A 25,972-nucleotide genomic window follows, 5' to 3' on the forward strand; every position below is an offset into this window, starting at 1 on the left:
CATAACGCTGAGCGCGGGAAGCCCTGGGGCTTCGCCCGATCTTCACGAGCGCTGCGCCCTGTCAGATCTTTCGAGCGATCTCTGCGTAGGCGATGCCGGTGAGGTTGCCTTGGCCGAACAGCAGGCTCTGCAGGTCCGAGCCGTCGAGCCTGGCGACGTACATGGAGCCTGCGAAATCCGTGACGAACATGCGGTCATTCGGCAGGTCGAGCGCGAGTCCGATCCCTTCGTTCAAGTGGCGCACCACGATCTCCGGCTCAGCGGGCTTGTTGTCGATCGAGGCGCGGTTGACGGTGTTGCCGCGCGGGGCTTCGCCGCGATCCGTCCAGTAGAGCAGACGACGCCCGTGATCGAGTTCCAGATCGATCGGTTCGGACAGGCCATCAAAGAAGACTTCGATGTCCGACCGGGCCGATGCGCTCTCGCCCTTGGGAATGTCCAGGCCCGCCCGGTAGATGACACCGAGACCGCCGTTCTCCGGGCCCTTTTGCGTCCAATACATCCGGTTGGTCTCGTCGTCGATCGCGATGCCGACGCACCATCGCGTCAGATCGGGCTGCCGGAGCTCGGACGACCCTCTGTCCACCAGCGTTTCGATCGCGGAGCCGTCCATGTTGGCGCGCATGACCTTCATGCCCTCGCGGTCACACCAATAGAGTTTGCGGTCGCGCCGATGCAGGATGATCTGCTTCGGTGTGTGCGTATACCCCTGCGGCACGATGATGGTGCGGTTTCCGCCATCCAGGTCGGCGCGTTCGATCGACCCGTCATCGAGGTTCGGAACGCCCATATTGGTCCAGTAGATGTGGCCTGCATCCAGGTCGAGGGCGATGCCGTCCGGAAGACGGCAGTCTGTGACGATCGTCTCGCGGCCCGATCCGTCGATGTTCATCGTGTGAATCTTGCCCGCGCTGAGCTCGAGAACAAACAAGCGGGGAACGATCATCGTCGCATGATCATTCGGCGAGGTCGTCGCGGCTGAAACAGTCATGTTGCTCTCCTTTGAGGCAGAGCACCCTGCCTGGTTTTCCGTCCATGATCTTGAATGGGATTGCAGACGCTGGTCAGATCTTGCCAGCGCGACGAGCGTCCGAACGTGGCATCGTCCGGGGCAGGCGTGCGGAGCCTGACAAAGTCAGGTGTCGTCGGGAGATGGTTCGGAGCAGCGCCGTCGACGCTGCAGCGAGCGCTCGGTTCGCATCATGTCCGCGCTGCGCGTGCCGATGGATGCAGGCATTGCATCGTCATCCATCGGCTCATTCGCCCGCTTTTTGCTTCACTGCGCGATCAGCACGCAAGTGATCGTTTCCGCTGACGATCATCGGCGAATGCATCAGGCATGCGTTCGCATGTGACGTGCCATGCGCTCTCACACCTGCGCGAGCGCCGTCACTTAAACGTGTCTTAAGGGGTATCCAGATAGTCAGGTCAGCATGCGTAGTTCAACGAGACGACAAGGCGACAAGATGCGGAATGCGATGGGACGGCGTCAGTTTTTGTGCGGGTGTTGCGCCGTGCTGGGCGCCCAGGTGATTGGCGCCGCCGTGCTGCCGGGACGCGCGAATGCGGCAGGCGAGCCCGAGATCGTGCCGATCGAGTTCGCGAGCTTCCACGATCAGACCTTCAAGAACGAATATCTGCAGTTCATGAACGTCACGATTCCGGCCGGAGGCATGGCGGCCTATCACAGCCACACCAGGGATTTCGCGCAGGTCTATCTCGCCGTCTCGAATGCGGAGGGGACGCCGCTCGGCGGCAAGCCGCTGATCGTGCCCCGCAAGGTCGGCGAGGTGCTGTTCACCAACTACACGAAGAAGCCGGGCGTCCATCAGGTCGTCAATGTGGGCGACGGCGACTTCCGGATTGCGGGCTTCGAGCTGTTCGACTCCGAGCCGGGCCGCTTCACGCCGGCCGCGCGTCCCGAGCCCTATGTCACGGTCATGGACAACCATCGCCTTCAGGCCTGGCGATTGATCCTGCAGCCTGGCCAAACCGCGCCGGCGATGCGTCAGGCCGCGCCGGGCGTGCGGATCGTGGTGCAGGGTGGCGAACTCATCGAGGGCCGAGAAGGCAAGCCGGACCACAAGCTGAACCTGAAGTTCGGCGATTTCGCTTGGCAGGACATCGGGCCGGCGCGGACGATCCGCAATACGGGCAAGTCGACCATCGAGCTGGTCGAATTCGAACTGAAGTAGGGCAGGGGCTTTCGCGCGTGGGCGCTCAGCGCGCCCTCGTGCTCGGGGTGTCCTGGGGAATGGGGAGTTGAGGACGTGTCCATCAAGCGGACGGGAATTGCCATCGCGGCGCTGATGTCGGGCGTCATCGTCCTGACATCGGGCCTTCAACTCAGCGAGCGCTGGGGCGCCTATCAGAACGCCGTCGCGGCGCATGCGCTCGAGACCCGGCTGGCGGCGGGCTTCGACGCGGTGGGAGCGCTGACCGTCGAACGGGGTCCGGTCAATCGCGCCCTGATCGGCAAGTCTCCGGCCGATGGCGCGGTGCTGAAGGAGTTCGCCGACAACCGCCGCAGCAGCGACGAGGCGCTGGAGAAGCTGGCCGTGCTCGCGCGCGGCGACGCCGATCTGACGCAGCGGGTCGACGCGGCCGTGGCGAAGATCGCCGCCGTGCGCAATGAGGCGGCCGCCAACTGGAGCAAGCCGCTGGCCGAGCGCGGCAGCGGCATCGCCGCCAAGGCGATGCGCGACTACGCCGATGCGATGGCGAGCCTGAACCAGTTGCTCGAAAGCGGCATCAAGGAGACAATGCGGCTGAGCACCACGGCCGGCAATCTGCTCGACGTCGCGCAGAAGGGCTGGGTCATCCGGCAGACGGCCGGTCAGGTGTCGCTGCTGATTTCGGGGCTTGTCACGGCCGGCCGCCCGGCGACGGCTGCGGAGCGCGACGAGCTGAATTTCGCGAATGGTCAGATGGCTCGGCTGTGGGCCGAGATCCTCGATCGCGGCGACGACGCCCATGCGCCCAAGGCGACGCGCGCGAGCGTCGGCGAGGCGCGTGAGCGCTATTTCGGCGCGGACAAGACGCTGCGCGAGGCGCTGATCAAGGCCGCCTTCAACGCCACGCCCTATGAGGTGTCGATCGACGATTGGCGCCGGCAGGCCACGGCCGCGAACGCATCGCTCTTGGGCATTCGCGACGCCGCCTTGCGCGATGCGCAGGCTGTCGCCGAGCAGGACGAGTCCGACGGGCTGATGGGCATCCTGTTCGCCGGTGCAGCCATCCTGTTCGTGCTCGGCTTGTCGGCGGCGTCCTCCGTCCTGCTGGTGCGCCATCTGCTCACCCCGATCGCGAAACTGTCGGAGGTGATGACCCGGCTGGCCCGCAACGAGGAGGCCGAGGTGCCTTTCGCCGCGCGCAAGGACGAGATCGGCGGCATGGCGCAGTCCGTGCAGGTGTTCAAGGAGGCCATGCTCACCACCAACCGGCTGGCCGGCGAACAGGCCGCCGAGCGCGTCGTCAAGGAAAAGCGCGCGGCGCGTCTCGAAGGCCTGGTGCGCGATTTCGAGGCCAAGGCCGGCGCCATGGTGGCGCAGCTCGCCTCGGGCGCGACCGAACTGGAGACGACGGCGCGGTCGATGTCCTCGACCGCGACGCAGACCAAGGGGCAGGCGACCACGGTGGCTACTGCCGCCGAAGAGGCAAGCATGGGCGCCAGCACGGTCGCCTCCGCGGCGGAGGAACTGACGGCCTCGATCACCGAGATCAGCCGCCAGGTCGCGCAGTCCTCGATGATCACCGGCCGTGCCGTGGCCGATGCCCAGCGCACCGACAAGATCGTGCAGACGCTCGCCGAGGGCGCCGAGAAGATCGGCGAGGTCGTCACCCTGATCCAGGCGATCGCCGCCCAGACCAATCTGCTCGCGCTGAACGCGACGATCGAGGCGGCGCGGGCCGGCGAAGCCGGGCGCGGCTTCGCCGTGGTCGCTTCCGAAGTGAAGATGCTCGCGACACAGACGGCGTCGGCGACGGCGGATATCGGCGGACAGATTTCGCAGATCCAGGCCGCCACCAAGGAAGCCGTCGACGCCATCCGCGGCATTGCCGGGACCATCGAGGAGGTCTCCTCGATCTCGAACGCGATTGCATCGGCTGTCGATGCGCAGGGCGTGGCGACCGGGGAGATCGCCCGCAACGTTCAGCAGACCTCGCAGTCGGTCAAGGACGTGACGGCGACGATCAGCGGCGTGAGCAAGGCGGCGACCGAAACCGGCATCGCCGCGAGCGAAGTGTTGAACGCGGCCGACGGACTGTCGCGGCAGGCCGAGCAACTGAAGACCGAGGTCGGCAGCTTCGTCGAGGAGGTCCGCGCCGCCTGATCGGGGCGGCCTGGCGCGTCCCATCCGACCGCGGCGCGCCGCCGCCGAACTACTCAAATGTGTCGTCGGGCAACACCTCCAGCTTCTCGCGCATCTCGGCTTGCTGAAGAGGGACGTTGCGCGATCGTCACGCGCGTCGAGCCTGGATACGGCGCGCATCCCCGGTGAGGAGGTCATGTGCCGCATGAACTTTCCCGGTTCGGGACATGTCTCTGACCTTCCCGAGGCGGATAGGGATCTGGTCCGCCTGCGTGAAGCGCTTTGAGATCTTGGTGCCCTCGACGATCCGAATCCGCTAATTGTCGTCAGATTCGCCGGACGTTCGTCCCGGCATCCTCAACGACACACGAGCCACCATCTTTGCCCTCAGTTCTTCGTAATCCCCGCAGCTCGGTGCAGCGGAAGACGCCCTCACCAAAGCACGCCGCATCACGAACGAAGCCGGTTCCGCGCAAGACGATATCGGGTGCGCCAAAGAAGGTGGCAGCCGCGAAGCCTGCCGTGTCCTCCGCGTCGCCTCTGGGGCTCTTGGCGCTGCACCTGGTGGCGGAGTGGCAAGCGAAGGGGCGAAGCGGACTTGCGTTTCTCGCCAAGAACGAGCGCCGCGCCGAGCGATTGGCGTCCATCATTCAGGTTCTCGATCCCGCCTGCGACGTGCTCGTCTATCCACGGCTGAACACCCTGCCGTTCGATCTGCTCGAGCCGTCGCGTGACATCGCGGGCCGGCGAAGTTCCGTGTTGAGGCGTCTCGCGCGGGCGAAGAAGCCTCTGCTGATCACGACCGTGGAGGCGATCATGGAGCGCGTGCCGCGGCCGGCGGACTGGTCGGGAAGTGGCATGCTGCTGCGGGTCGGCGAAAGCTACTCCGAACAGCATTTTGAAGCTCGCTTTGCTGCGCTCGGATATGACTCGGACGATAGCCCGGATTATCCCGGCGGCGTGCTGTTTCACGGCAACACGTTCGAGATCTTCCCGGCCGGCGCGCGTGGCCCTTTCAGGGTCGAGCATTCAGGCGGGAGGATACGACGGATTGCCACCTTCAATCCGTTGGATCAGGAAGTGATCTCCGAGTTCAAGGAGCTCCAGATCGATCCGATGTCCGAGCGGCTGGCGTTCAAGGAACGAGCTCGGAACAAGGCCAGCCTGTTCGAGTACTGCACGCGGGCCAAGTGGATCGCCGATGCGGAGCTCCCCAAACATGCGGACATCTGGCTGAGCACGATCGAGGAAGCGGCTCCCCGTGCCGAGCGTGATCGTGCCTATGTGAGCCGCCGCGAATGGGGGCAGACGGCCAAGAGAATTGCGTTGCTGTCGCCCACGGCGCCATACCGAGCGACGCCGGAGTTCTTCAAGGAGGCCACGCCCCGGAAGGCGCTGCGCGCCTTCATCGAGGAAGCCCGGCGGGGTGATGCACGCCTCGTGTTTGCCGCGGCGGCCGAGTCGGATCTGCGGCTGATGGCCGCCATGAGCGGAGTCAAAGCCGAAGGCGCCGTTGATTGGGCGCAGGCAATTGCGAGAGGCAGGCGGGAAGCAGCCTTGCTGGCCGGCTTCGACGCCGGCTTCGTCGTTCCCGGGCGGAAGCCAATTGTTGTCATCACCGCCTCCGACGTTCTCGGCAGCAGAGCCCATCAGCCGCAGCCTGCGAACTGGGCCTGGACGCCCGGCTTCGAAACCGCAGATCTGCCCGAAGCCGGATCGGTCGTCGTGCATCTGCAACGTGGGTTGGCCCGGCTCGGCGGATTGCGGGCGATGGGCGCCGCCGGTGTCTCCGCGCGCGAGATGGTCCGCCTGGTGTTCGCCGGAACTGATGCGGTCCTCGTGCCCCTTGCGGAGCTGGCCCTGATCTGGCCTTACGCGGCTGAACTCGGCGACACCTCGCTCGACAAGGCCGACGGCAGTTCGTGGCGGCCGCGGCGCGCCGCCGCCGAGACCGAGATTCACATCGTCGCCAAGGAACTTGCCAAGCAGATCAGCCAGCGGCGCCGGCGGCCGGCTCCGAAGCTCGTGCCGCGGCCCGCGAGCTACGAGCAATTCGTCGCGCGCTTCCCGTATTTCACCACGCCGGACCAGGCGCAGGCCATCCGCGAGGTTCTGGATGATCTGGCATCGGGGCATCCGATGGACCGGATCGTCTGCGGTGACGTCGGCTTCGGCAAGACCGAGGTGGCGTTGCGCGCGGCCGCGGCGACAGTTCTGGCCGGCAAGCAGGTCGCGATCGTCGTCCCGACGACGGTGTTGGCGCGACAGCACGTCGAGACGTTCCGCAAGCGCTTTGCGGCGCTCGGCATCGAGGTCGGAAATCTCTCCCGGATCGCTTCGACGGCCGAAGCGCGCAAGGTGCGCGAGGGCTTGAAGAGCGGTGAGCTGAAAGTGGTCGTCGGCACGCTTTCGCTGGCGTCGAAGGACGTCAAGTTCGCTGACCTCGGGCTCGTCATCATCGACGAGGAGCAGCATTTCGGCGCGGCCGACAAGGCCATGCTGTCGAGCCTCAACAAGAACGGTCACAGGCTCTGGATGAGCGCGACGCCCATCCCGCGCACGCTGGCGGCCGGTCTGACCGGCCTGCGCGACCTCAGCGTGATCGCGACGCCGCCCGTGCATCGTGTGCCCGTGGTGACCAAGGTCGCGCCGCTGTCGGATATCGCGATCACCACCGCCCTGGGGCGCGAGCATCGCCGCAACGGCCAGAGCTTCGTGATCTGTCCGCGGATCCAGGACCTGGATCCCATGCGGGCCCGCATTCACATGCTGGCGCCGGAGCTTCGGATCATCACGATTCACGGCAAGCTGCCTGCGGATGAGATCGACGAGCGGCTGATGGCGTTCGTCGAAGGCAAGGCCGACGTCCTGCTCGCGACCAACATCGTCGAAAGTGGCCTCGACATACCGCGGGCGAACACGATCGTCGTGTGCTGGCCGGAAAAATTTGGCCTGGCGCAATTGCATCAGCTCCGCGGGCGAGTCGGTCGCGGCGGCATCCGGGCATTCGCGCATTTCCTGACCGAGGGCGGCTCGGACCGATCGGAGCAGCGGCTCTCCGTGCTCGAGGAACTGAATCGTCCGGGCGCGGGCTTTGCCATCAGCGCGCGCGATCTCGACCTCCGGGGGAGCGGCGACATGCTGTCGGATCGCCAGTCCGGTCACGTGCAGGTATTTGGTCCGACACTCTATGGTCATCTGTTGACCTTGGCTCTGGAGGGTGATCGCGACGGGATGTCTGCGCTCTGGGTCCCGGAGCTGAACCTGCCGATCGCCGAACTGCTACCCTCGGACTACGTGCAGTCGGAGGCGGTCAGACTCGAGATCTATGCGCGGGTGGCCCGGTGTAGGACTGACGATGAGCTGGAAGATATCGAGGATGAAACGCAGCGTCGGTTCGGAACGTTGCCGCCTGCGGCCAGCAATTTCTTCGCTGTTGCCAGGCTCAGGATGAGGTGCAGAGAGCGCGGAATCATGCGCCTCGACGTAGGGCCGGAAGCAATCGCGGCCACGCTGCTGCCGGGACGAATTCGGAGGTCGTGCTCACGGCTGCTGCAGCGCGACGGCAATCGGGTCATCCATTCCGACCAGAGTGCCAGACCGGTGCTACAGAAGGTCGAGCGGTTTCTTGATCTCCTGGACGAATAGGGGAGCCGTACGCCGCGCAAAGAAGCCCGCTGAAGGCGGGCGTCTCGAAGGGTGAGGCCCAAGCTGCGGCATCATGTTTCGAGACGCGCTGCCTTTGGCAGTCGTCTTGGAGAAGCTGCGGAGCACGGCGCGCCTCACCATGTCGATCAGGCGCCGAAGGCGGCGCTCCACGTGGGATCGTGAACACGCCGATCGTTCAACTGATCATCCGCCCGACGGGCAACCCGCGCATGCCCCGCATGCGCCAACTGCCCGTCGTGCCAGTTTGCCGCGGTCTCATCCCTTGCATCGTCGGGCAAATCAACTCCACATTCCACCGCATCCCGGCTCGCTGAAGAGGGACGTTTCGCGATCGTCATGAAGCGTCGAGCCGGAGAGGCGACGGGCGCGTTGCTCTGCAGCCGGGTGTCACAGCCCGTGCCGACGAACGGAGCGAGGCGACGGCGAAGTGGTGTGGTCCTGGTCTCCCGACGCTGAGACCAAGCCAGTGGTGATGATCCGCTGGCGACGGGGGCAAGACAGCCGGTCCCCGGGGAGAGCGCCTATAAGCCGCGAAACCGCCGCGCAGGGAAGGCCGGATATTGGGCTGAACCTGTGGTTCTGCCGCGTGCTTGTTTGCTGCACGCGGACCGCGGGTGTCAGTCGATACCCGGTCTTCCCTGCGCCTCTTCATTGGAGGAAGAGGTCGATCGATGGCAAAGCTCGGGCGGATCTCGCCGCGAGACGGCGAAGACGTGCCTGCTGTTTTGAAACGTAGAGACAGGTGCCGGTACGATGTGTCGCGCGGGTGTTCGGCGCTGATGTCACGGCTGGTCGTGAGAGAGGCAGTTCGCTGGCGCGCGGCGCTCTCATGGCCCGCGCAGGCGCTGGGCCAAGCCGGTGAGGCGTTGGCGCGCGACGTCGAGCAGCAGGGCCAGCGCGTTGAGGCGCTGCGGCTCTGCCGTCTCGGTCAGGCCCGCCGTGCCGTTGAGATGCTGCTCGCAGTTCTGTGCGAACGTCGTCGTGAGACGCGACGCCAGATCGCGCACCAGCCCGTCGCGCGCGATCTGCGCGAGCGGACCGGACAGGCTGTAGCCGATTGCGAGATCGACGCGGGTCCCCCGTCCGTCGTCGATCGGGACCATGCGCCAGGCGATCTGCCCGGAGGTCGAGGTGCGGCTCCGTTGGTCGCGTCCCGTACCGATCAGCCGACCCGACAAATCAGCAGCGTTGCGGTCGATCCGCGCGGAGCCGCGAAAGGCGGCCGACAGCGGACCGATGGCGACCCTGATCTCGCCTTCGATGCGATCCGGAGCCGGGATGTCCGTGATGGTCGCGCCGGGAAAGCAGGCGGCCAGGGTCTTGGGTTGGCCGAACAGCGCGAAGACCTGCGCGGGCGCCGCCTTCACAGTGAACGACGCATCGAAGCTCCTGGCGGGCATGACTTCGGGAGGATCGAGCGAAGCCAGCGCCGCGCCGCGCGGGGGCTTGATGTCCGTCGCCGCTGGCCGCGCGGGCGAGACCGCGATGGCGATGGCGCCAGGCTGCGATCCCACCGGGCCGAGCGATGTCCGACCCGCGCCGGTCACGGCCGTGATGCCGCGCTGCCGTCGCGCGGCAATGACGGCGCTGATCGCGCGCACGATCCCGGCATAACCGGTGCAGCGGCAGAGATTGCCGCTCAAGCCGACGCGGATGGCCTGCTCGTCGGCGTGATCGAGGCGCAGCACGAGGTCGCGCGCCGACATGATCATGCCGGGCGTGCAGTAGCCGCATTGCAGGGCATGCTCGCGCGTGAAGGCGTCGCGCAGCTCGGCTGCGATCTCGTCCTCGTCCAGGCCTTCGATGGTTGTGACCGTGGCGCCATCGCAGGCCACGGCGAGCGTAATGCAGGAGCGGGCCGGAGCCCCGTCGAGCAGCAAGGTGCAGGCGCCGCAAACGCCGTGCTCGCAGCCGAGATGCGTGCCTGTCAGATCGAGCTGGTCACGCAGGGCGTCGGCGAGATGGGTGCGGGGTTCGATGCTGGCTTCGGCCGCGCGGCCGTTGACGGTGAGTTGGATCGTCGTCATGCGGCTGTCTCTGCGATCGCCCGCGCGAGCACGCTCAGGTGGATGTGGCGGGCGGCCGTATCGGTCACGCCGGCCTGCATCAGCAGGCGGCTGGCAAGGTCGCGATCGAAGCGCTCTCCGAGATCGGTGATCGCTCCGCCGAACAGGGATGAATCGTCGATGAAGATCGGCGCGATGTCGATGGCGCCGATGACGACACGACTGCGGGCCAGATCCGGCTCGATCAGGACGGCGGCCATCGCATGAGCGAATTCTCCGGGCTTGCGGCAGGCCTTGGCGTAGCCGAAGCGGGCCGTGGGCGACAGCGAGGGCAGGCGGATGGCAGTGACGAGCTCGCCGGGACGCAGCGCTGTCTGCAGCGCGCCCTGGATGAACTCCGCGACCGCGAGTTCACGTTGGCCGTTGGCGCTCGTCAGCTTCACGCTGGCGCCGAGCGCCGCGAGCGTGGTGACCCAATCGGCAGCCGGATCGGCATGGCTGAGAGAGCCCCCGATGGTGCCGCGGTTGCGCACGGCGCGATAGGCGATGCCGCGGGCGATCCGCGGCAGCACGCCATGGGTGACGTCGGGAATTCGTCCATCCTCGATATCGGCATGGGTGACGCAAGCGCCGATCACGAGAGCCTCGCCATCGCGCTCCACGGCGCGAAGCTCGGCAAGGCCGGCGACGTCGACGATGCGCGGCGGCTGTACCAGGCGCAGATTGAGCATCGGGCCGAGCGACTGGCCGCCGGCCATGATCCGGGCTTCGCCATCAGCGTCTGCGAGCAGAGCGAGCGCGTCGCTCACGCTGCGAGGGCGCTCATAGGCGAAGGATGCGGCCTTCACGTCGCGCTCGCCTGTTTCGCGGCGAGCACCGCGGCGACGATGCGGCGCGGCGACAGCGGCGATTGCATCAGCTCCGCGCCGAGCGGCCGCAGCGCGTCGTTGACGGCATTGGCGATCGCGGCCGGCGGCGCGATCGCGCCGCCTTCGCCGATGCCCTTGACGCCGAACATCGTATAGGGCGACGGGGTCTCCATGTGAAACAGGCGCGGCGCAGGAACTTCGGTCGGACCCGGCAGAAAATAGTCGGCCAGCGTCGTCGCCAGCGGCTGCGCGGCCTCGTCGAACGGCATCTCCTCGTACAGCGCGGTGCCGATGCCCTGCGCGAGACCGCCGAGAATCTGGCCGTCGACGATCATCGGATTGACGAGAACGCCGCCGTCCTCGACGATGACGTAGTCGAGCAGCTCGACCTCGCCGAGATCCGGATCGACCGCGACCGTCACCGCATGCGCCGCGTAGGAGAAGGTGCCGCTGTCGCGCACCGGCTTGTAGCCGCCGGTGACCTCGAGCCCGGAGGGATCGACATCGTTGGGCAGATCCTGCGGCCGGCGGTACCAGGTGTGGGCGATCTCGGCGAGGCCTACGCTACCGTTCGGCCCGCAGACGCGACCGTCGCGCCAGGTGACCGCCTCTGGCGCAAGCTGCAGCAGCTTGGCGCCGATGCGCGTGGCGCGCGCGACGAGCTGTTCGCAGGCCGTGCCCACGGCGCCGCCGGCCATCACCATCGACCGCGAACCCCAGGTGCCGGTGGAGTAGGGCGTCATCGCGGTGTCGCCGAGCACGACGCGGATCTTGTCGGGATCGATGCCGAGGATTTCGTGCGCGACCTGGGCGAGCGTCGTCTCCAGCCCCTGGCCGTGCGAATGCACGCCGACGCGCAGCTCGAGCCCGCCGTCGGGTGTCAGCCGCGCGGTCGCCTGCTCATGGCCGGGCACCATCGGGATGCTCCAGCCGGCATAGACCGAGGTGCCATGCGCGGCCTGCTCGCAATAGATCGAGACGCCGGTGCCGATCAGCCGGCCGTCGGGCTCGCCGCGCTGCTGGCGTGCGCGCACGGCGGGGACATCGATTGCCGCCAGCACACGCTGCAGCGCGCCGGGATAATCGCCGCTGTCGAAATGCTTGTTGGTGATGTTGTCGAACGGCATGTCCTGCGGCTGCACCAGATTGCGCAGCCTGATCTCGCCGGGTTCGAGCCCGGCCTCGGCCGCGACGGCGTCGAGCAGCAGCTCCAGCGCGAAGCAGACGCCGGTGCGGGCGACGCCGCGATAGGGCAGGATCGGGCATTTGTTGGTCGCGACCGAGTAGGTGCGGCAGCGATAGGCCGGCATCCGATAAGGGCCCGGCAGGATGCTCGCGATCTGCGCCGCTTCGAGGCAGGCCGAGAACGGATAGGACGAATAGGCGCCGGAATCGACGATCGCCTCGCAGTCGATGCCGCGCAGCCGGCCGTCGCGGTCGGCATAGACCGTGATGTGATAGGCGTGCTCGCGGCAATTCGCGCTCGCGCTCAAATGCTCGCGCCGGTCCTCGAGCCACCGCACCGTCATGCCCTTGGTCATGGCGAGCCAGCTGAGGCAGACCTCCTCGGGCAGCAGGATGCCCTTGTGGCCGAAGCCGCCGCCGATATCCGGCGCGATGATGCGGATGCGGCCCTGCTCGATGCCGAGGCAGTCGGACAGGCCGTTGCGCACGATGTGCGGCATCTGCGATCCCGTGTGCAGCGTCAGCTGATCGAGCCGGTGGTCGAAGGTGGCGACGACACCGCGCCCTTCCAGCGGTGCCATGCACTGGCGTGCGGTCGTGATCTCGCGCGTCACCTTGATCGGCGCGTCCAACGCCGCGCTGATGTCGACCTCGAAATTGGTCTCCAGGAAGACGTTGTCGCCCCAATGCTCATGCACCAGCGCGCTGCCGGCCGCGCGCGCCAGCCGCATGTCGTGCACCGCCGGCAGTGGCTCCAGGTCGAGCTCGACCGCCGCTGCGATGTCCTCGGCTTCGGCGCGGCTGCACGCGACGCAAATCGCCACGAGCTCGCCGACATGGCGCACCTTGCCGGTGGCCAGCACCGGCTGCTCGGAGACCTTGAAGCCGGGCAGGCCGGAGACAGCGCGGATCGGCTTGATGCCTACGAGGTCATCGGCCGTGAACACGACGTCGCGATACGCGGCGGGAATATGGATCGCCTTGATCCTCGCATGCGCCACCGGGCTGCGCACGAAGGCCACGTCCTTCAATCCCGGCAGTCTGATGTCGGCGACGTATTGACCGCGGCCGCGCAGAAAACGGTCGTCCTCCTTGCGCGGCAGCCGTGCGCCGACGCCACGCGGCGCGGCCTGTTGCGAGACGGTCGGCGCCGCGTCGGTCACGTCAGGCCGCGACCGCTGCGGGCAAGATCGGCGCCGTCGCATCGTGCCGGACGCCGGCACGCAGGCAGAACACCGGCTGCAGCAGCTTCTCGGCGATCACCTCAGTCTTCTCATTGTCGCGCAGCACGAAGCGGCCCTGCTGCTCCCGGAGCACACTCACGTCGGCCGCCATGCCCGGCCGCAGCGCGCCGATCTGATCGGACAGGCCGAGCATCGCGGCGGGGTTCGACGTGACCATCGGCACGACCTGCTCCAAGGTCAGCCCCAGCGCGACCAGCGAGCTCATCGCCTGCACCAGGCTGAACTTGGCCTGGCCTGCGAACGGATGGTTCTCGTCGTCGGCAGGCTCGTCCGGCGTGCCCGCGGGCGCCGGCACATGGGTGTTGTAGCCGTGGATGTCGGCGCCCAGCGTATGCGGCACGATGCCGGCGTCGATCGCCTTGCGCGCCAGCCGGTAGGAGAAGTGACTGCCGTGACCGACGTCGACCTTGAGCCCGCGATCGAGCGCGGCCTGGATCACCGGATGCACCTCGCCCTTGGTATTGACGAAGCCGCCGGGATGGCGCGTGAACGGATGCGCCAGCACGTCGCCCGGACGCAGCAGCGGGATCACACGCTCCAGGATCGTGTCGACGTCCTCGCCATTGGTGCCGCTCGCGGGCAGGCCCCAGAGCTGGCCGAAATGGACATAGACAGGGAGTTCGGCGCGGCGGCCGATCTCGGCCGCCATCTCGATGACGCGGATGCCCCAGCGAGCGAAACCGCCGATCTCGGCATGCGCCTTGATGCCGCGCACGAGGTCGCGGTTGGCGACCGCGGATTTCACGGTCGCGTCGATGTCGACACAGTCGGGGCGATAGAGGTCAGGGTAGTAGTGGCCTTCGAGGCCGCCGACCAGATAGGCCGACAGGAACGCATAGACGCGCGATTGCGCGGGCTCGGCGACGAAGTGCCGGAAGCCGGGCAAGGTCATGCAGGACGGGCCGCCCTGGTCGATGAGGCTGGTGACGCCCGACTGCACGCCGACCATGTCCGCATTCATGCCGAAGCGGCCGGTGACGTATTGATAGACATGGGCGTGGGTGTCGATCAGTCCCGGGAGAACGAGCTGGCCGGTGACGTCGACGACGTCCTTGGCGCTCGATGGCAGGATGTCGGACTGGACGGCTGCGATGCGGCCGTCGCGGATGGCGACGTCTCTCAAGCCGTCGACGCCGGAGGCGGGGTCAATGACGCGGCCGCCGCGCAGCAGCAGGTCGAACGAGGCGCTCACGGACATGCAAGCTCTCCTTATCCGGGCTGTTTGTTTGTCCCGGTCAAAGCCGTCCCCGACAAGCCGGCGCGGATCGTGCGCCGACCGATTTACGAAGCATACTTCGCATTACATCAAGATCCGTGCCATAGACAGCTTCAAATTGATGCAGCATGACCAGCGCTTATGCGGGAGCCGTTCGATGGCTGGAAGGAATAAGACGAACGCAGATGTGTCGTGGCCGCTCGAGGAGCGCCCGGGTTATCTGATCCGGCGGCTGCACCAGATCCACGTCGCGCTGTTCCAGGAGAAATGTGCGGCCTATGAGATCACGCCGTTGCAGTACAGCCTGTTGACGGCGCTGGCGAAACGGGGAACGGCAGACCAGACCGCGCTGGCGCAGGACATCGCCCTCGACCGGACCACTACGACCGGTGCGTTGAAGCGGTTGCAGGCGCGCGGCTTGGTCGATCGCAGCGTCGGGCCGCACGACCGGCGCTCACGGACCTGTCGTTTGACCCGCTCCGGCGCGGCATTACTGCGCAAGATCGAGCGGCCGGCGCGGGCGGCGCATCTCGCGACAGTTGCGGATCTGACCAAGGCCGATCAGAAGCGGTTCATTGCCATGATGCAGGCGATGGTTGCGGCACAGGAGCAAAGGCTGGACGCGACACGCTCGCCGGACTGACCGTATCGCGCTCCGATTAGATAATGGGCACGGTGCTGCCCGAAAAGCAGCGCGTCGCCGGCGCACGGTATCCAGTCAGGGCGAGGGCGCCCGCAACTACGAAGCATGCTCCGCATTTCGCGCTGCGGCGTCTTGTCTGCAAACAGCGCTGTTGGCTGCTCAATTTCAACTGATGTCTTCAGGGAAGCGAGTGCGCGGACGGTACGCTGCGCCGAGCTCTGCGAATTCTGGCATGTCCCTTGCTGACATCCCCTAGCAGCTGCGCAGAAGTCGCGGCGAGATGAATCCGGGCGGCGACATCGATGTCGCGGCGCATGGAGTGGGCGATGCGATGTCTGCCGCGGCGATCTCCGCCGATCTCTGCTCTGTCCGACGGCCGTCGTTGGACGCGTGCCGCGCGTGATGAAAGAAAGGCGCCGTGATGTCCGAGCATGCTGATGCGGTCGCGACGCGCTTCGGAGACGGCGGGCCGGATGGCGGCGACACTAAAGCCAGTGAATTCCTGCGCGGCGTGCTGTCGCGCAAGACGGTCCGCCGCTACAGCGACCGGATGCCGGAAGAGGGGCTGCTCGACCTGCTCGTCGCCAGCGCGCTGAGCGCCTCGGCCAAGTCGGACTTCCAGCAGGCCTCGGTGATGCGCCTGCGCGATGCCGACAAGCGTGCCGCGATCGGCAGGCTGTTTCCAAGCATGCCCTGGATCGGGGTGTCGCCGGTGTTCTTTGTGTTTCTCGGCGATGCGCGGCGGCTGCAGCGCATCGGTGAACTCCGCGGCAAGCCCGTCAAGAACGGAACGCTGGAGGGCTTCTTCAACGCCTCGGTGGACGCTGCGCTGGCGCTGCAGACGATGATCCTGTGCGCTGAATCCGTGGGTCTCGGCACCTGTCCGATCAGCGTGATCCGCAACGAGATCGATACCGTGGCCAAGGTGCTGGAACTGCCGGACATGGTGTTCCCGGTCGCCGGACTGTGCCTCGGCTATCCCGCGGCAGAGGGGCATGTCAGCCTGCGGCTGCCGCGCAGCATCACCACGCATCTCGACCGCTACGGCGACGATGCCCTGCCGTCGGCGCTCGACGATTACGACCGGCGGCGTCATGCCCGGCATGCGATCCCGAAAGACCAGCAGCGCGGCAACGCCGAGTTCGGCGAGGCCGAGTTCTACGGCTGGTCCGAGGACAAGGCGCGCCAGGCGGCGAAGGCGGAAGGCGCTGCCTTTCCGCCCTATCTGCGCGCGCACGGCTTCAGCTTCGACTGACCAGTTTCATATGAGGAGATGCGAGATGACCAAGCCTTCGTTTTCCCGCTTTCAGGCGCCGTCGCGGCGCCTCGCGTTGGCGCTGCTGGCGGCCGCGCTGACCTTGCCGGCCGCGTTCAGCGCGAAGGCGGGCAGCCTGGATGAGATCAAGAAACGCGGCCTGATCGTCGCCACTGAGGACGATTTTCGCCCGTTCGAGTTCGTGAAGGACGGCAAGCCGACAGGCTTCGACAACGAGATGATCGAGGACCTGCGCAAATATGCGCCGTTCGAGATCAAGCAGCAGATCCTGCCCTGGACCGGCATCCTGGCCGGCGTCTCGACCGGAAAGTACGATGTCGCGATCACCGCGGCGATCATCACCAAGGAGCGCAAGAAGTCGCTCGACTTCACCAGCCCGATCGCCGACGCGACGCACTATTACGTCAAGCGCAAGGACGACAAGAGCATCAACGCCATCAAGGATCTCAGTGGGAAGACCGTCGGCGTCCAGGCGGGCAGTGCGCTGCTTGGCCGTCTGCCCGAGCTGAAGGACATGTTGGAGAAAGAGGGCGGCAAGCTCGGCAAGGTCGTCGAGTACACCTCCTATCCCGAGGCCTATCAGGATCTCGCGCTCGGACGCGTCGACTACGTCGTCAACACCATCATCAACATCAAGGCGCTGGTCGCCGAGAAGCCGAACGTGTTCGCGGTCGGCCAGCCCGTCTCCGGCAAGTCCTATCCGGCCTGGGCGGTCGCCAAGGGCAATACCGAGCTGGTGGAATTCCTGAATGGCTTCATTGCCAAGCAGAAGGAATCGGGTCGCTTCGCCGAGCTGCAGAAGAAGTGGTTCGGCGAGGCCTTCGCAGACCTGCCGGTCACGTTCGAGCCGGAATTCTGAAGCTACTGACGAGGTACAGCTGATGTGCGGGTGGCGATCGCTGCGCACCGGTCCGCTTGACGGCATGACGATGTTCGGCGGGGCGTGGGCGACGGGCGGTACGGACGGACAGCGATGAGCGCAGCCGACGTCCTCGCCATCCTGCAGGGCGCCGTCGTGACGGTGACGCTGTCCTTCGTCGGCATCCTGATCGGACTTCCTATCGGACTTGGCCTGGCGCTGCTGCGCTGGGCCAACGTCCCCGTCATCGCCCGCGTGGTCGCCGTCTACGTCTCGGTGCTGCGCGCGACGCCGCTGGTGACCCTGCTGCTGCTCCTGTTCTTCGCGCTGCCCAATGTCGGGATCGCGATCGGCCCGGTGTCGGCGGCGATCCTCGCGCTGGTCATGAATACCTCGGCGTTCAACTGCGAGGTCTGGCGCGCCGCACTGATGAACTTCCCCAGGGAGCAATACGAAGCCGCGCAGTCCGTCGGCATGCATGCGAGCCTGCGGTTCCGCCGTATCGTGCTGCCGCAGATCGTGCGGGTCAGTCTTCCCGGGCTCGTCAACGAGATGTCGCTGCTGATCAAGGTCACGCCGGTGCTGGCGGTGGTCGGTGTCGTCGACATCACCCGCGCGGCGGTGCGGATCGGCGCCGAGACTTATGAGCCGCTGCCGCCGTTCCTGGTGGCGATCGCGATGTATGCGCCGATCGTGTTCGCGCTCGTTTCCCTGCAGCGCTTTATCGAGCGGCGCCAGCTCGCAGCCGAGGCGGCATGATCAGGGATTTCGCCATCGTCTGGAGCGAGCGTGATCTGCTGCTGAGCGGGCTCGGCAACACGACGATCCTCTCGGTGCTGTCGGCCATCGCAGGCCTCGGCATCGCCTTCGTACTGACGCCGGCGCTGATGTCGACGCGGCGCTGGCTGGCACTCACCGTGCGCGTGTTCGTCGACGGCATGCGCTGCGTGCCGTTCCTGCTGTTTGCCTACATCGTCTATTACGGCCTGCCGTCGTTCGGCATCCGCCTCGACAATTGGAGCTCGGGGCTGGTGGCGCTGACCGTCTATCACGCCGCGTATCTCGCCGAGATCCTGCGCGGCGCCTGGGCGGCGCAGCCGCGCGAGCCGATCGAGGCCGGTGTCGCTTTCGGCTTCTCCGGGCCGCGTCTGTTCCGGCGCATCATCCTGCCGCCGCTGCTGCTCGCTGCCGGTCCCGTGATCGGCAACCAGATGATCCAGATCGTCAAGGACAGCGCCTTTCTCACCATCATCGCGCTGCCCGAGCTGACGCATGCCGCGAGCTCGATCCAGTCGCGCCACTATGTGCCGTTCGCCGCCTTCATCACCGCCGTGTTCCTCTATTGGGGCCTTTGCCTCGTGATCGAGGCGGGGGTCAGCGGCATCGACCGGCTGGCCGCGGCGCGGCGCTGAGGGAGGTTGGAATGACCGACGACATGCCCGTGCTCGACGTCGCCGGCATCTCCAAGCGCTTCGGCGACCTCGAGGTGCTCACCGACATCAGCTTCACGGTGACGCGCGGCGAGACGGTCTGCGTGCTCGGGCCGTCCGGCTCCGGCAAGTCGACTCTGCTCCGCTGCATCAACTGGCTGGAGCGGCCCGACGCCGGCCAGATCTATCTCAATGGCGACCGCATCGGCATCAACAATGGCGGCGTCGTGATGTCGGATCGCGAGCTGTCGCGGGTCCGCACGCGGATCGGCATGGTGTTCCAGCATTTCGCGCTGTGGCCCCATCTGACGGTCCTGCAAAATTTGATCGAGGCGCCGGTGCAAGTACAGAAGCGATCTGCGGCCGAGGTGCGCGAGGAGGCGATGGCGCTGCTCGCCAAGGTCGGGCTTTCCGACAAGGCCGATGTGTTTCCGGCGCGGCTCTCCGGCGGGCAGAAGCAGCGCGTCGGCATTGCGCGCGCGCTGGCGATGAAGCCGGACGTGCTGCTGTTCGACGAACCGACCAGCGCGCTCGACCCGGAGCTGGTCGGCGAGGTGCTGGTGGTGATGCGTGAGCTCGCCCGCGAGGGCCGCACCATGGTGATCGTGACCCATGAGATGGGCTTTGCCCGCGACGCCGCCACCCGCATCCTGTTCATGGATCGCGGCCGCGTCGTCGAGACCGGGCCGCCGGAGCGCTTCTTCGTCAGCCCGGACACCGAGCGCGCGCGCCAGTTCATCCAGCGCTACGCCGCAGGCTAGCGAAGAGACCAGCGAGGACACGCCATGGACCCGATCTATCATCTGCTTCCCGACGCGCCGAAGCCGGTCACGCCCTACAGCCACGCGGTGCAGGCCGGTCCCTTCCTGTTCGTCACCGGCCAGCTCGCGACCGATCCCGATGACGATTCGCTGCCGCTCCCGGAGGGCATCGAGGCACAGACCCGCAAGGTGATGGACAACCTCGCGCGGGTGCTGAAGGGCTGCGGCATGAGCTTCGCCAACGTCGTGTTCGCCCGCATCTATTTGACCGATTTCAAGCGCGACTACCCGCCGATGAACGCGATCTTCTCCAGCCATTTCGACGATGCGCACCGGCCGGGCCGGACGACGGTCGGCGTCTGCGATCTGGCGCGCGGCGGCATCGTCGAGATCGACTTGGTCGCCTACAAGCCCTGAGGGAGAGTGCAATGCAGCCGATCGAGATTCCCGCGCGGCGCGGCAAGGCGGCGTTCGTCACCGCAGGTCAGGTCGTCACCGTCATCAACACCCATGGCGAGCAGGTGGTCGACACCTGGGCGTTCAATCGCGCCGATCTCTCCGAGTTCATGTCGAACGAGCACACACGGGCGCACTCGCTGCATCTGGTGCCGCGGCCGGGCGACGTGCTCCGCACCAACATGCGCCGGCCGATCCTGACGATGATCGAGGACACGTCGGGCGGCATTCACGACACCCTGATCGCCGCCTGCGACCGCTATCGCTACGCGTTTCTCGGACACGAGGGCTATCACGACAATTGCACCGACAATCTGTTCGCCGGCATGGCCGAGCTCGGCCTGACGCCGCCGGAGGTGCCGAGCCCGCTCAATCTGTTCATGAACATTCCGTGGGACGCCCAGGGCACGCTCGGCTTCGCCGCGCCGCCGCGTCCCGTGCCCGGCGGCCATGTGCGCCTGCGTGCGGAGATGGATCTTGTGATCGCGTTCTCTGCCTGTCCGCAAGACATCCTCCCGATCAACGGCAAGGCCGGACAGCCTGTGGAGGCGCATTTCACGGTGACATCGGCATGAGTGCGCAGAACAAGGCCGAGCGCGCCGAGGCCAACCGCCGCCGTTACGAGGAGTTGCGTGCGGCGGGGCAGGAGCTGAAGCAGTTGCCGCCGCTGACGGCGCTGGACGGTGCGCCCATTGCTCCCGATGCGGTCATTTCGACCGAGCAGGTGCCGCCCGGATGGCACACGACGGTGCGGCTGTCGCGTGGCGAGGGCCTGCGCATCTCGGATGATCTCGGACGCTCCAGCGTTTCGCTGCTGGCCTGGCGGACCGAGGATCCATGCGAGCGGATCAACTGCGCCGACACCGTGAAGGTGCAATGGAGCGCGGCGCTGTCGAAGGGCAGGATGATCCTCTCCGATATGGGGCGCGTGCTGCTGTCGGTGATCGAGGACAGTTCGGGTGCCCATGATCTTCTGGTCGGCGGATCCACGGCGGACTCGACGCTCGCGGCGTACGGCGAAGTCACTCGCAACACCCAGGCCAATTTCATCTCGGCCGCGGCCAAGATCGGGCTGGGCCTGCGCGACATCCCGCCCTGCGTGACGTTCTTCGCGCCGGTGACGACCGATGCGGCCGGGCGGTTCGTCTGGCACCCCTCGCGCAAGCGGCCCGGCGACTTCGTCGATCTCCGCGCCGAGATGAACCTGATGGTCGCGGTGTCGAACTGCGCTCATCCTCTCGATCCCGCGCGTCCCGCGGCGACGGCGCCGGTCACGCTGATCCGGCATCGGCTGCCGCAGCCTGCTTCTGACGATGTCTGCCGCACGGCATCGCCAGAAGCGCTGCGCGCCTACGCCTTCACCGATCGACTGTTCGTCTGAGGGGGCGCGTTGATGTCTGAGACCGATACGGACCAACCCATCTATGCCTTCGACATTCCCGCCGAGCAGCCCTGGTCGCGCGTGCTCAAGAAAGGCCAGACGCTGCGCATCATCGACAGCGAAGGCGAGCAGGCAGTGGACGCGCTGATGTATGTCGCTGCTGACACCGCCGAGCGCTACAGCGCGCAGGATACGTTGCGTGTCCAGGGCTCGGCCTATCTCGAGCTCGGTACGAAGCTGATGTCCAACCGTGGACGGGTCATGGCGCGGATCACTGCCGACACCTGCGGCCGCCATGATACCTCGGCAGGCTGCTGCTCCTGCGAGAGCAACGCCGTGCGTTTCGGCGAGGCGACGCGCTATCTCCATGCCTGCCGGGAGAACTTCATCCTCGAGCTGTCGCGCCATGGCCTGACCAAGCGCGACATCGTCTCCAACCTCAATTTTTTCATGAACGTGCCGATCGAGCCCTCAGGCAATTTTACCGTGCTGGATGGCCCTTCGGCGCCGGGCAACTTCGTCGACGTGACCGCCGAGATGGACGTCTTGTTCGTGATCTCGAACTGTCCGCAGGTCAACAATCCCTGCAACGGCTTCGATCCGACCCCGATCCGCGTGGAAATCAGGGAGCCGGCTGCGCCAGCGACTCCATGATCGAGCTTGATCCAGCCTCACCACGATTAGTCGATCTCAATGGCCGTGAGCGTGCGGAATGACGGTGCAGGCGCTGCGAGTTCGCGAAGCCGCGCCCGCTCTCTTGAACGTGGAGGGATGTTTGGGTGCGGAATGTCAGGGGCGTTCCGAGAGTTAGGTCTGCGCCGCCGGCGGCGAAGCTCGCCGGCGCCACCGATCCGGATCAGGCCGCGCGGGCCAGGCGATCCTTGCGCGACTGCATCAGGGGCTGAATATGTTGGCCGAACGTATCGATTCCCGCGATGAAGTCGTCGAAGGTCAGCATCAGCCCCTTGGTCCCCGGCACCGTGGCGGCCTCGTCGAGCAGCTTCGCGACGGTGGCATAGGAGCCGACGATGGTGCCCATGTTGAAGTTGACGGCCTGCTCGGGCAGGTTGATCGTCTTGGCGGTCGAGGAGTCGGCAGCCGACTGATCCTTCGAACCCTGATCGGCCATCCAGGCCAGCGCGTCGACGTCGACGCCGTCCTTGTAGGATTGCCACTTCGCCATCGCGGCGTCGTCGGTCTCGTCGGCAATGACCATGAACAGCACATAGGCGCCGACGTCGCGCCCAGACTTGGCGACGGCCTCCAGAAGCTGCGTGTTGGTCTTGGCATGTGCGGTCGGCGTATTCACGCCGCTGCCAAGCACGAAATTATAGTCGGCATATTGCGCGGCGAACGCCATTCCGGTCGGGCTCTGTCCGGCCGCGACGATCTCGATCTTGTGCTCCGGCATCGGCTTCATGTGGCAGTCGGACATCTGGAAGTGCTTGCCCTTGAGATCCGAAGTGCCTGTGGTCCAGAGATCCTGCATGACCTGGACGTACTCGGTCGAGTAGCCGTAGCGGTAACCGAAATAGTCGTCGCCGGGCCACAGGCCCATCTGCTCGTATTCCGCCTTGGCCCATCCCGAGACGATGTTGATGCCGAAGCGTCCGCCGGAAATGGAATCGATGGTCGTGGCCATGCGAGCGACGATCGCGGGCGGCAGTGTGAGCACCGCGGTCGACGCGAACAGCTTGATCTTGGTGGTCACGGCGGCGAGGCCCGCCATCAGGGTGAAGCTTTCGAGATTGTAGTCCCAGAACTCGCTCTTGCCGCCGAAGCCGCGCAGCTTGATCATCGAGAGCGCGAACTCGAAGTTATAGGCCTCGGCGCGCTGGACGATTTCCTTGTTGAGCTCGAAGGTCGGCTTGTACTGCGGGGATGCGGTCGAGATCAGCCAGCCATTGTTGCCGATCGGGATGAAGACGCCGAGATCCATTGCAGTCGCTCCTGGTTACGGAAGAGATCGATTGGCTCGCCGGCAAGCGCCTCACCGGCTGATAGTCTGCTAGCAAACGCGATGCCAGATATTGGCGATGCCGGAAGATGCGGCCACGGCGCGCGATCGGCAGGCGTCGTGGCCGGGAGAGCCATGGGTCAATGCTCTTCCAGCAGGCGACCGAGACCGGAGATCCTGTCGGTAATGCCGTTCTGCCGCAGGGCGTGCCAATACGTCGCGGTGTTGATCGCGATCACCGGCTTGTCGAGCCAGAACTCGGCGATCGCGGCGAGCCGGATCATGCTGAGATTGGTACCGACCTGAACGATGGCGTCGACATCGTCGCCATTGAGCTCGATCAGTCGGTCGCGCAGTGTATCCTCTGGAACCTCGGCGATGCCGGTCCAACTCGGGCATTTCAGGCAGATGTCGCGCACCACCGTGTAGCCGGCCTCGGTGAAATAGGTCCGCACCTGATCATTGGCGACCGGATAATACGGCGTCAGGAACGCGATGCGCTTGCCTGCGCCGTAAGCCTTGAGCGCCGCCGTGCAGGCGTGCGAGCCGATGCTGATGCCGACGCCGCTTTCGCGCTCCACCTTGGCCTGGAACGCATCCGCGCCCTTGATGCCGCCATAGAAGGTGATGGCCGACATGCCCATCACGAGATAATCCGGCGAGCAGGTCATGACGCTTTTCACGGCATCGACCACGTTGTCCGAGATGATGCTCGTACCCGCCATGAAGGTTTCATTGCTGACGGCGTGCGAGTTCGGCGTGTAGATGCGGCTGTAATGGTTGGTGACGCCGGCAGGGCGCATCGCCTCGAAGTCCGGCTGGACCACCGTGTTGGTCGACGGTCCCAGCACGCCGAACTTCTTGCGCCATCCGAGGACATCACGCATCGCTTGTTCCTTATGATGCTTGTTACGCTTTTTATGCTTGCCGGGCCGCGGCCTGGCCGGCCAGCCGCCCGAGCGTCACCGCCATGCACAGACCGGCGGCCGGGAGATAGCCCCACACGCCAGGCCCGGAGATGCTGCGCGCGGTGCCGCCGCCGGCAAACAGATTGGGCATCGGAGATCCGTCGGCGCGCATCACGCGGGCGGTGTCATCGACGACCAGGCCGCCCTGGGTATGAAAGAGAGCGCCGGTCACCTTGGCCGCAAAGTAAGGGCCTTCGCCGCTCAGCGGGGGATTGCGGCGGAAGTCGCGGCCGAACGGATCCTCCGCCGCGCCGTTCGCGCAGGCGATGGCGTGGGCGAGGGTCGCCTGCAGCGCGGCCGCGGGAACGCCGATCAGTTGCGCGAGACTTGCCGCATCGGGCGCGGACTTGACCATGCCGAGCTTGGTGAGGGCCTGGTACTCCGGCCAGCGCAAATTGCTCTGTCGCAGCCGCTCGTCATAGACCACCCAGGCGACGCCGTTCGGCTGCGCCAGCACCTGCTTCGATTGGCCGGAAATGTCGAACAGTTCGTTGGAGAAGCGCGTGCCGGTCAGGTTGACCTGGATGCCGCCTTCCATGATCAGGTTGTAGTTGACCAGCACGCCCGATTCGATCGAGAGCGCGCCATAGCCCTGGAACGCAGCCATGTCGGCAGTGGCCGCGCCGAGCTCCATGCCCCATTGAATGCCTTCGCCGTCATCGCCCTCGTGCCCGAAATAGGGGCTGTCGCCCATCTCCGGGATGAAGCGTCGCACCATCTCGCGATTGGCGCCGAAGCCGCAGGTCGCCAGGACCAATGCTGCGCAGCCGATGGTTTCGCGGGTGCCGTCCGGACGCAGGAGACCGACACCGAGCACGCGATCCCTGTCGTCGGCGTAGACGTCGACGACATGCGCGTTCGTCGTCAGCGACACCCGTCCTTCGCCGGCGCGGATCAGGCGACCGAGCAATTCCGTTCCGCTGCGGGATGGCAGCCCGTGCAGCCGCGGCACCGAGTGGCCGAAATCCGTGCGCCAGGCGAGCTCGACATCGAAGGGGAAATCATGATCGGCCATCAGCCAGTCGATCGTGGGGCCGGACTCGCGGGCGATGGTTCGGGCCAGCCGCTCATCGGTCTGTCCGCGCGTCTTCGTCATGATATCGGCAAACATCGCCTCGGCGCTGTCGCTGACCCCCTTGTCCTTCTGTGCCCGCGTCGCGGCCGCGCAGATGAAGCCCTGCGCCATGCTGGTCGTGCCGGTCGGGCTCGCGTCGCGTTCGAGCACCATGACATCCGCGCCTGCATCGGCAGCGGCGAGTGCTGCGGTCATGCCGGTTGCGCCGGCTCCAACCACGAGCACCGGCACCGACGCGTCGAAGCTCATGGCATGGGTGCGGATGACCGGCATTGAAAATCCTCTGATCGGGCGGCGAGGCCTGGTCGTGGATGGACCGACGTCGCTGTCGGTAACCAGTGCAAGATTGTATGCACTGTTGTTCGAGTCCGTCAACGCCTCCGACTACTCATCACGAGCAATCGTCCGTCGCGTTTCAAGAAATGGCTTTCTTATAGGTGTTTTGCGATCGTAACGCGGCGATTGCTGTACTAATGGGCAGGTTGCCTACGCCGTTGCACAGAAAAAGTGTATGCAATCTTGTTGAGGGCGGTGTTAGCCTGACGGCCAGACGGCAGCGATGGGGGCTGGTCTTGAGGCGGATCTTTCAACTGGTCGGCTTACGCAAATGGCGGTCTCGGCCCGCGCCTGGCGCGCCGGTCTCCGCGCCAAGTGCTTGCGCGCC

Annotated in this window: 22 protein-coding genes; 14 read left to right on the forward strand and 8 right to left on the reverse strand. The window is 66.2% G+C overall.

Going from position 1 to position 25,972, the window contains the following annotated elements:
* Positions 1-61: 61 nt before the first annotated feature.
* Complete coding sequence (locus tag ACQR1Y_RS14475; protein ID WP_434875652.1) at positions 62-991, reverse strand: 3-hydroxyacyl-CoA dehydrogenase; 930 nt, start codon at positions 989-991, stop codon at positions 62-64.
* 211 nt (positions 992-1,202) lie between these two features.
* Here ACQR1Y_RS14475 and ACQR1Y_RS14480 point away from each other — a divergent pair, with 211 nt between their 5' ends.
* From ACQR1Y_RS14480 to ACQR1Y_RS14495, 4 genes are all read left to right on the forward strand, one after another.
* Positions 1,203-1,355, forward strand: a complete 153-nt coding sequence (locus ACQR1Y_RS14480) for a hypothetical protein (RefSeq protein WP_434875653.1) — start codon at positions 1,203-1,205, stop codon at positions 1,353-1,355.
* 159 nt (positions 1,356-1,514) lie between these two features.
* Positions 1,515-2,195, forward strand: a complete 681-nt coding sequence (locus tag ACQR1Y_RS14485; RefSeq protein ID WP_434875654.1) for a hypothetical protein — start codon at positions 1,515-1,517, stop codon at positions 2,193-2,195.
* Positions 2,196-2,270: 75 nt separating this feature from the next.
* Positions 2,271-4,334 carry a methyl-accepting chemotaxis protein gene (locus ACQR1Y_RS14490; RefSeq protein WP_434875655.1) on the forward strand — a complete coding sequence of 688 codons (2,064 nt, stop codon included), beginning with the start codon at positions 2,271-2,273 and terminating at the stop codon, positions 4,332-4,334.
* 795 nt (positions 4,335-5,129) lie between these two features.
* Positions 5,130-7,961, forward strand: a complete 2,832-nt coding sequence (locus ACQR1Y_RS14495) for a DEAD/DEAH box helicase (RefSeq protein WP_434876018.1) — start codon at positions 5,130-5,132, stop codon at positions 7,959-7,961.
* Between the two features lie 848 nt (positions 7,962-8,809).
* Here the strand turns inward: ACQR1Y_RS14495 and ACQR1Y_RS14500 are convergent.
* Genes ACQR1Y_RS14500 through ACQR1Y_RS14515 form a run of 4 tightly spaced genes read right to left on the reverse strand, consistent with a single transcriptional unit; the run spans position 8,810 to position 14,484 of the window.
* Positions 8,810-10,009 (reverse strand): 2Fe-2S iron-sulfur cluster-binding protein, encoded by a 1,200-nt coding sequence (locus ACQR1Y_RS14500; protein WP_434875656.1) that lies wholly within the window; start codon positions 10,007-10,009, stop codon positions 8,810-8,812.
* Entirely contained in the window at positions 10,006-10,836 is an 831-nt protein-coding gene (locus ACQR1Y_RS14505; RefSeq protein ID WP_434875657.1) for an FAD binding domain-containing protein, read from the reverse strand. Before ACQR1Y_RS14505 ends, ACQR1Y_RS14500 begins: the two co-directional genes overlap by 4 nt.
* Complete coding sequence (locus ACQR1Y_RS14510; protein ID WP_434875658.1) at positions 10,833-13,205, reverse strand: xanthine dehydrogenase family protein molybdopterin-binding subunit; 2,373 nt, start codon at positions 13,203-13,205, stop codon at positions 10,833-10,835. The genes ACQR1Y_RS14505 and ACQR1Y_RS14510 overlap by 4 nt, the downstream gene beginning before the upstream one ends.
* A 1-nt stretch (position 13,206) precedes the next feature.
* Complete coding sequence (locus ACQR1Y_RS14515; RefSeq protein ID WP_434875659.1) at positions 13,207-14,484, reverse strand: amidohydrolase/deacetylase family metallohydrolase; 1,278 nt, start codon at positions 14,482-14,484, stop codon at positions 13,207-13,209.
* Between the two features lie 139 nt (positions 14,485-14,623).
* Between ACQR1Y_RS14515 and ACQR1Y_RS14520 the strand changes: the two genes are divergently transcribed.
* The 10 genes from ACQR1Y_RS14520 (at position 14,624) to ACQR1Y_RS14565 (ending at position 21,962) form a co-directional block, all read left to right on the forward strand.
* Positions 14,624-15,145 (forward strand): MarR family winged helix-turn-helix transcriptional regulator, encoded by a 522-nt coding sequence (locus ACQR1Y_RS14520; RefSeq protein WP_434875660.1) that lies wholly within the window; start codon positions 14,624-14,626, stop codon positions 15,143-15,145.
* 421 nt (positions 15,146-15,566) lie between these two features.
* A complete protein-coding gene (locus tag ACQR1Y_RS14525; RefSeq protein WP_434875661.1) occupies positions 15,567-16,400 on the forward strand; it encodes a nitroreductase family protein in 834 nt (277 codons plus the stop codon).
* A gap of 25 nt (positions 16,401-16,425) precedes the next feature.
* Positions 16,426-17,280, forward strand: a complete 855-nt coding sequence (locus ACQR1Y_RS14530) for a transporter substrate-binding domain-containing protein (RefSeq protein ID WP_434875662.1) — start codon at positions 16,426-16,428, stop codon at positions 17,278-17,280.
* 114 nt (positions 17,281-17,394) lie between these two features.
* Positions 17,395-18,039: an amino acid ABC transporter permease gene (locus tag ACQR1Y_RS14535; protein WP_434875663.1), complete on the forward strand. Its 645-nt coding sequence runs from the start codon at positions 17,395-17,397 to the stop codon at positions 18,037-18,039.
* The gene (locus ACQR1Y_RS14540) at positions 18,036-18,692 is read left to right on the forward strand and encodes an amino acid ABC transporter permease (RefSeq protein ID WP_434875664.1); all 657 of its coding nucleotides are present in this window, start codon (positions 18,036-18,038) and stop codon (positions 18,690-18,692) included. The genes ACQR1Y_RS14535 and ACQR1Y_RS14540 overlap by 4 nt, the downstream gene beginning before the upstream one ends.
* An 11-nt stretch (positions 18,693-18,703) precedes the next feature.
* Positions 18,704-19,471 (forward strand): amino acid ABC transporter ATP-binding protein, encoded by a 768-nt coding sequence (locus ACQR1Y_RS14545; protein ID WP_434857382.1) that lies wholly within the window; start codon positions 18,704-18,706, stop codon positions 19,469-19,471.
* A gap of 24 nt (positions 19,472-19,495) precedes the next feature.
* Positions 19,496-19,888, forward strand: coding sequence for a RidA family protein (locus ACQR1Y_RS14550; protein ID WP_434875665.1), 393 nt, complete (start codon positions 19,496-19,498; stop codon positions 19,886-19,888).
* 11 nt (positions 19,889-19,899) lie between these two features.
* Entirely contained in the window at positions 19,900-20,502 is a 603-nt protein-coding gene (locus tag ACQR1Y_RS14555) for a DUF1989 domain-containing protein (protein ID WP_434875666.1), read from the forward strand.
* Positions 20,499-21,308 (forward strand): urea amidolyase associated protein UAAP1, encoded by an 810-nt coding sequence (locus ACQR1Y_RS14560; protein ID WP_434875667.1) that lies wholly within the window; start codon positions 20,499-20,501, stop codon positions 21,306-21,308. Before ACQR1Y_RS14555 ends, ACQR1Y_RS14560 begins: the two co-directional genes overlap by 4 nt.
* Before the next feature lie 12 nt (positions 21,309-21,320).
* The gene (locus tag ACQR1Y_RS14565) at positions 21,321-21,962 is read left to right on the forward strand and encodes an urea amidolyase associated protein UAAP2 (RefSeq protein WP_434875668.1); all 642 of its coding nucleotides are present in this window, start codon (positions 21,321-21,323) and stop codon (positions 21,960-21,962) included.
* A gap of 202 nt (positions 21,963-22,164) precedes the next feature.
* Here ACQR1Y_RS14565 and rutA read toward each other — a convergent pair whose 3' ends face one another.
* The 3 genes from rutA to ACQR1Y_RS14580 all read right to left on the reverse strand — a co-directional run bounded on the left by rutA (position 22,165) and on the right by ACQR1Y_RS14580 (position 25,581).
* Positions 22,165-23,247, reverse strand: coding sequence for a pyrimidine utilization protein A (gene rutA, locus ACQR1Y_RS14570; protein WP_434875669.1), 1,083 nt, complete (start codon positions 23,245-23,247; stop codon positions 22,165-22,167).
* Between the two features lie 158 nt (positions 23,248-23,405).
* On the reverse strand, positions 23,406-24,152 hold the full coding sequence (locus ACQR1Y_RS14575; protein WP_434875670.1) for a maleate cis-trans isomerase family protein: 747 nt from the start codon (positions 24,150-24,152) through the stop codon (positions 23,406-23,408).
* Between the two features lie 31 nt (positions 24,153-24,183).
* On the reverse strand, positions 24,184-25,581 hold the full coding sequence (locus tag ACQR1Y_RS14580; protein WP_434875671.1) for an FAD-dependent oxidoreductase: 1,398 nt from the start codon (positions 25,579-25,581) through the stop codon (positions 24,184-24,186).
* Positions 25,582-25,972 lie beyond the last annotated feature (391 nt).

Source organism: Bradyrhizobium sp. HKCCYLRH3099, assembly GCF_051167855.1.
Taxonomy (GTDB): domain Bacteria; phylum Pseudomonadota; class Alphaproteobacteria; order Rhizobiales; family Xanthobacteraceae; genus Bradyrhizobium.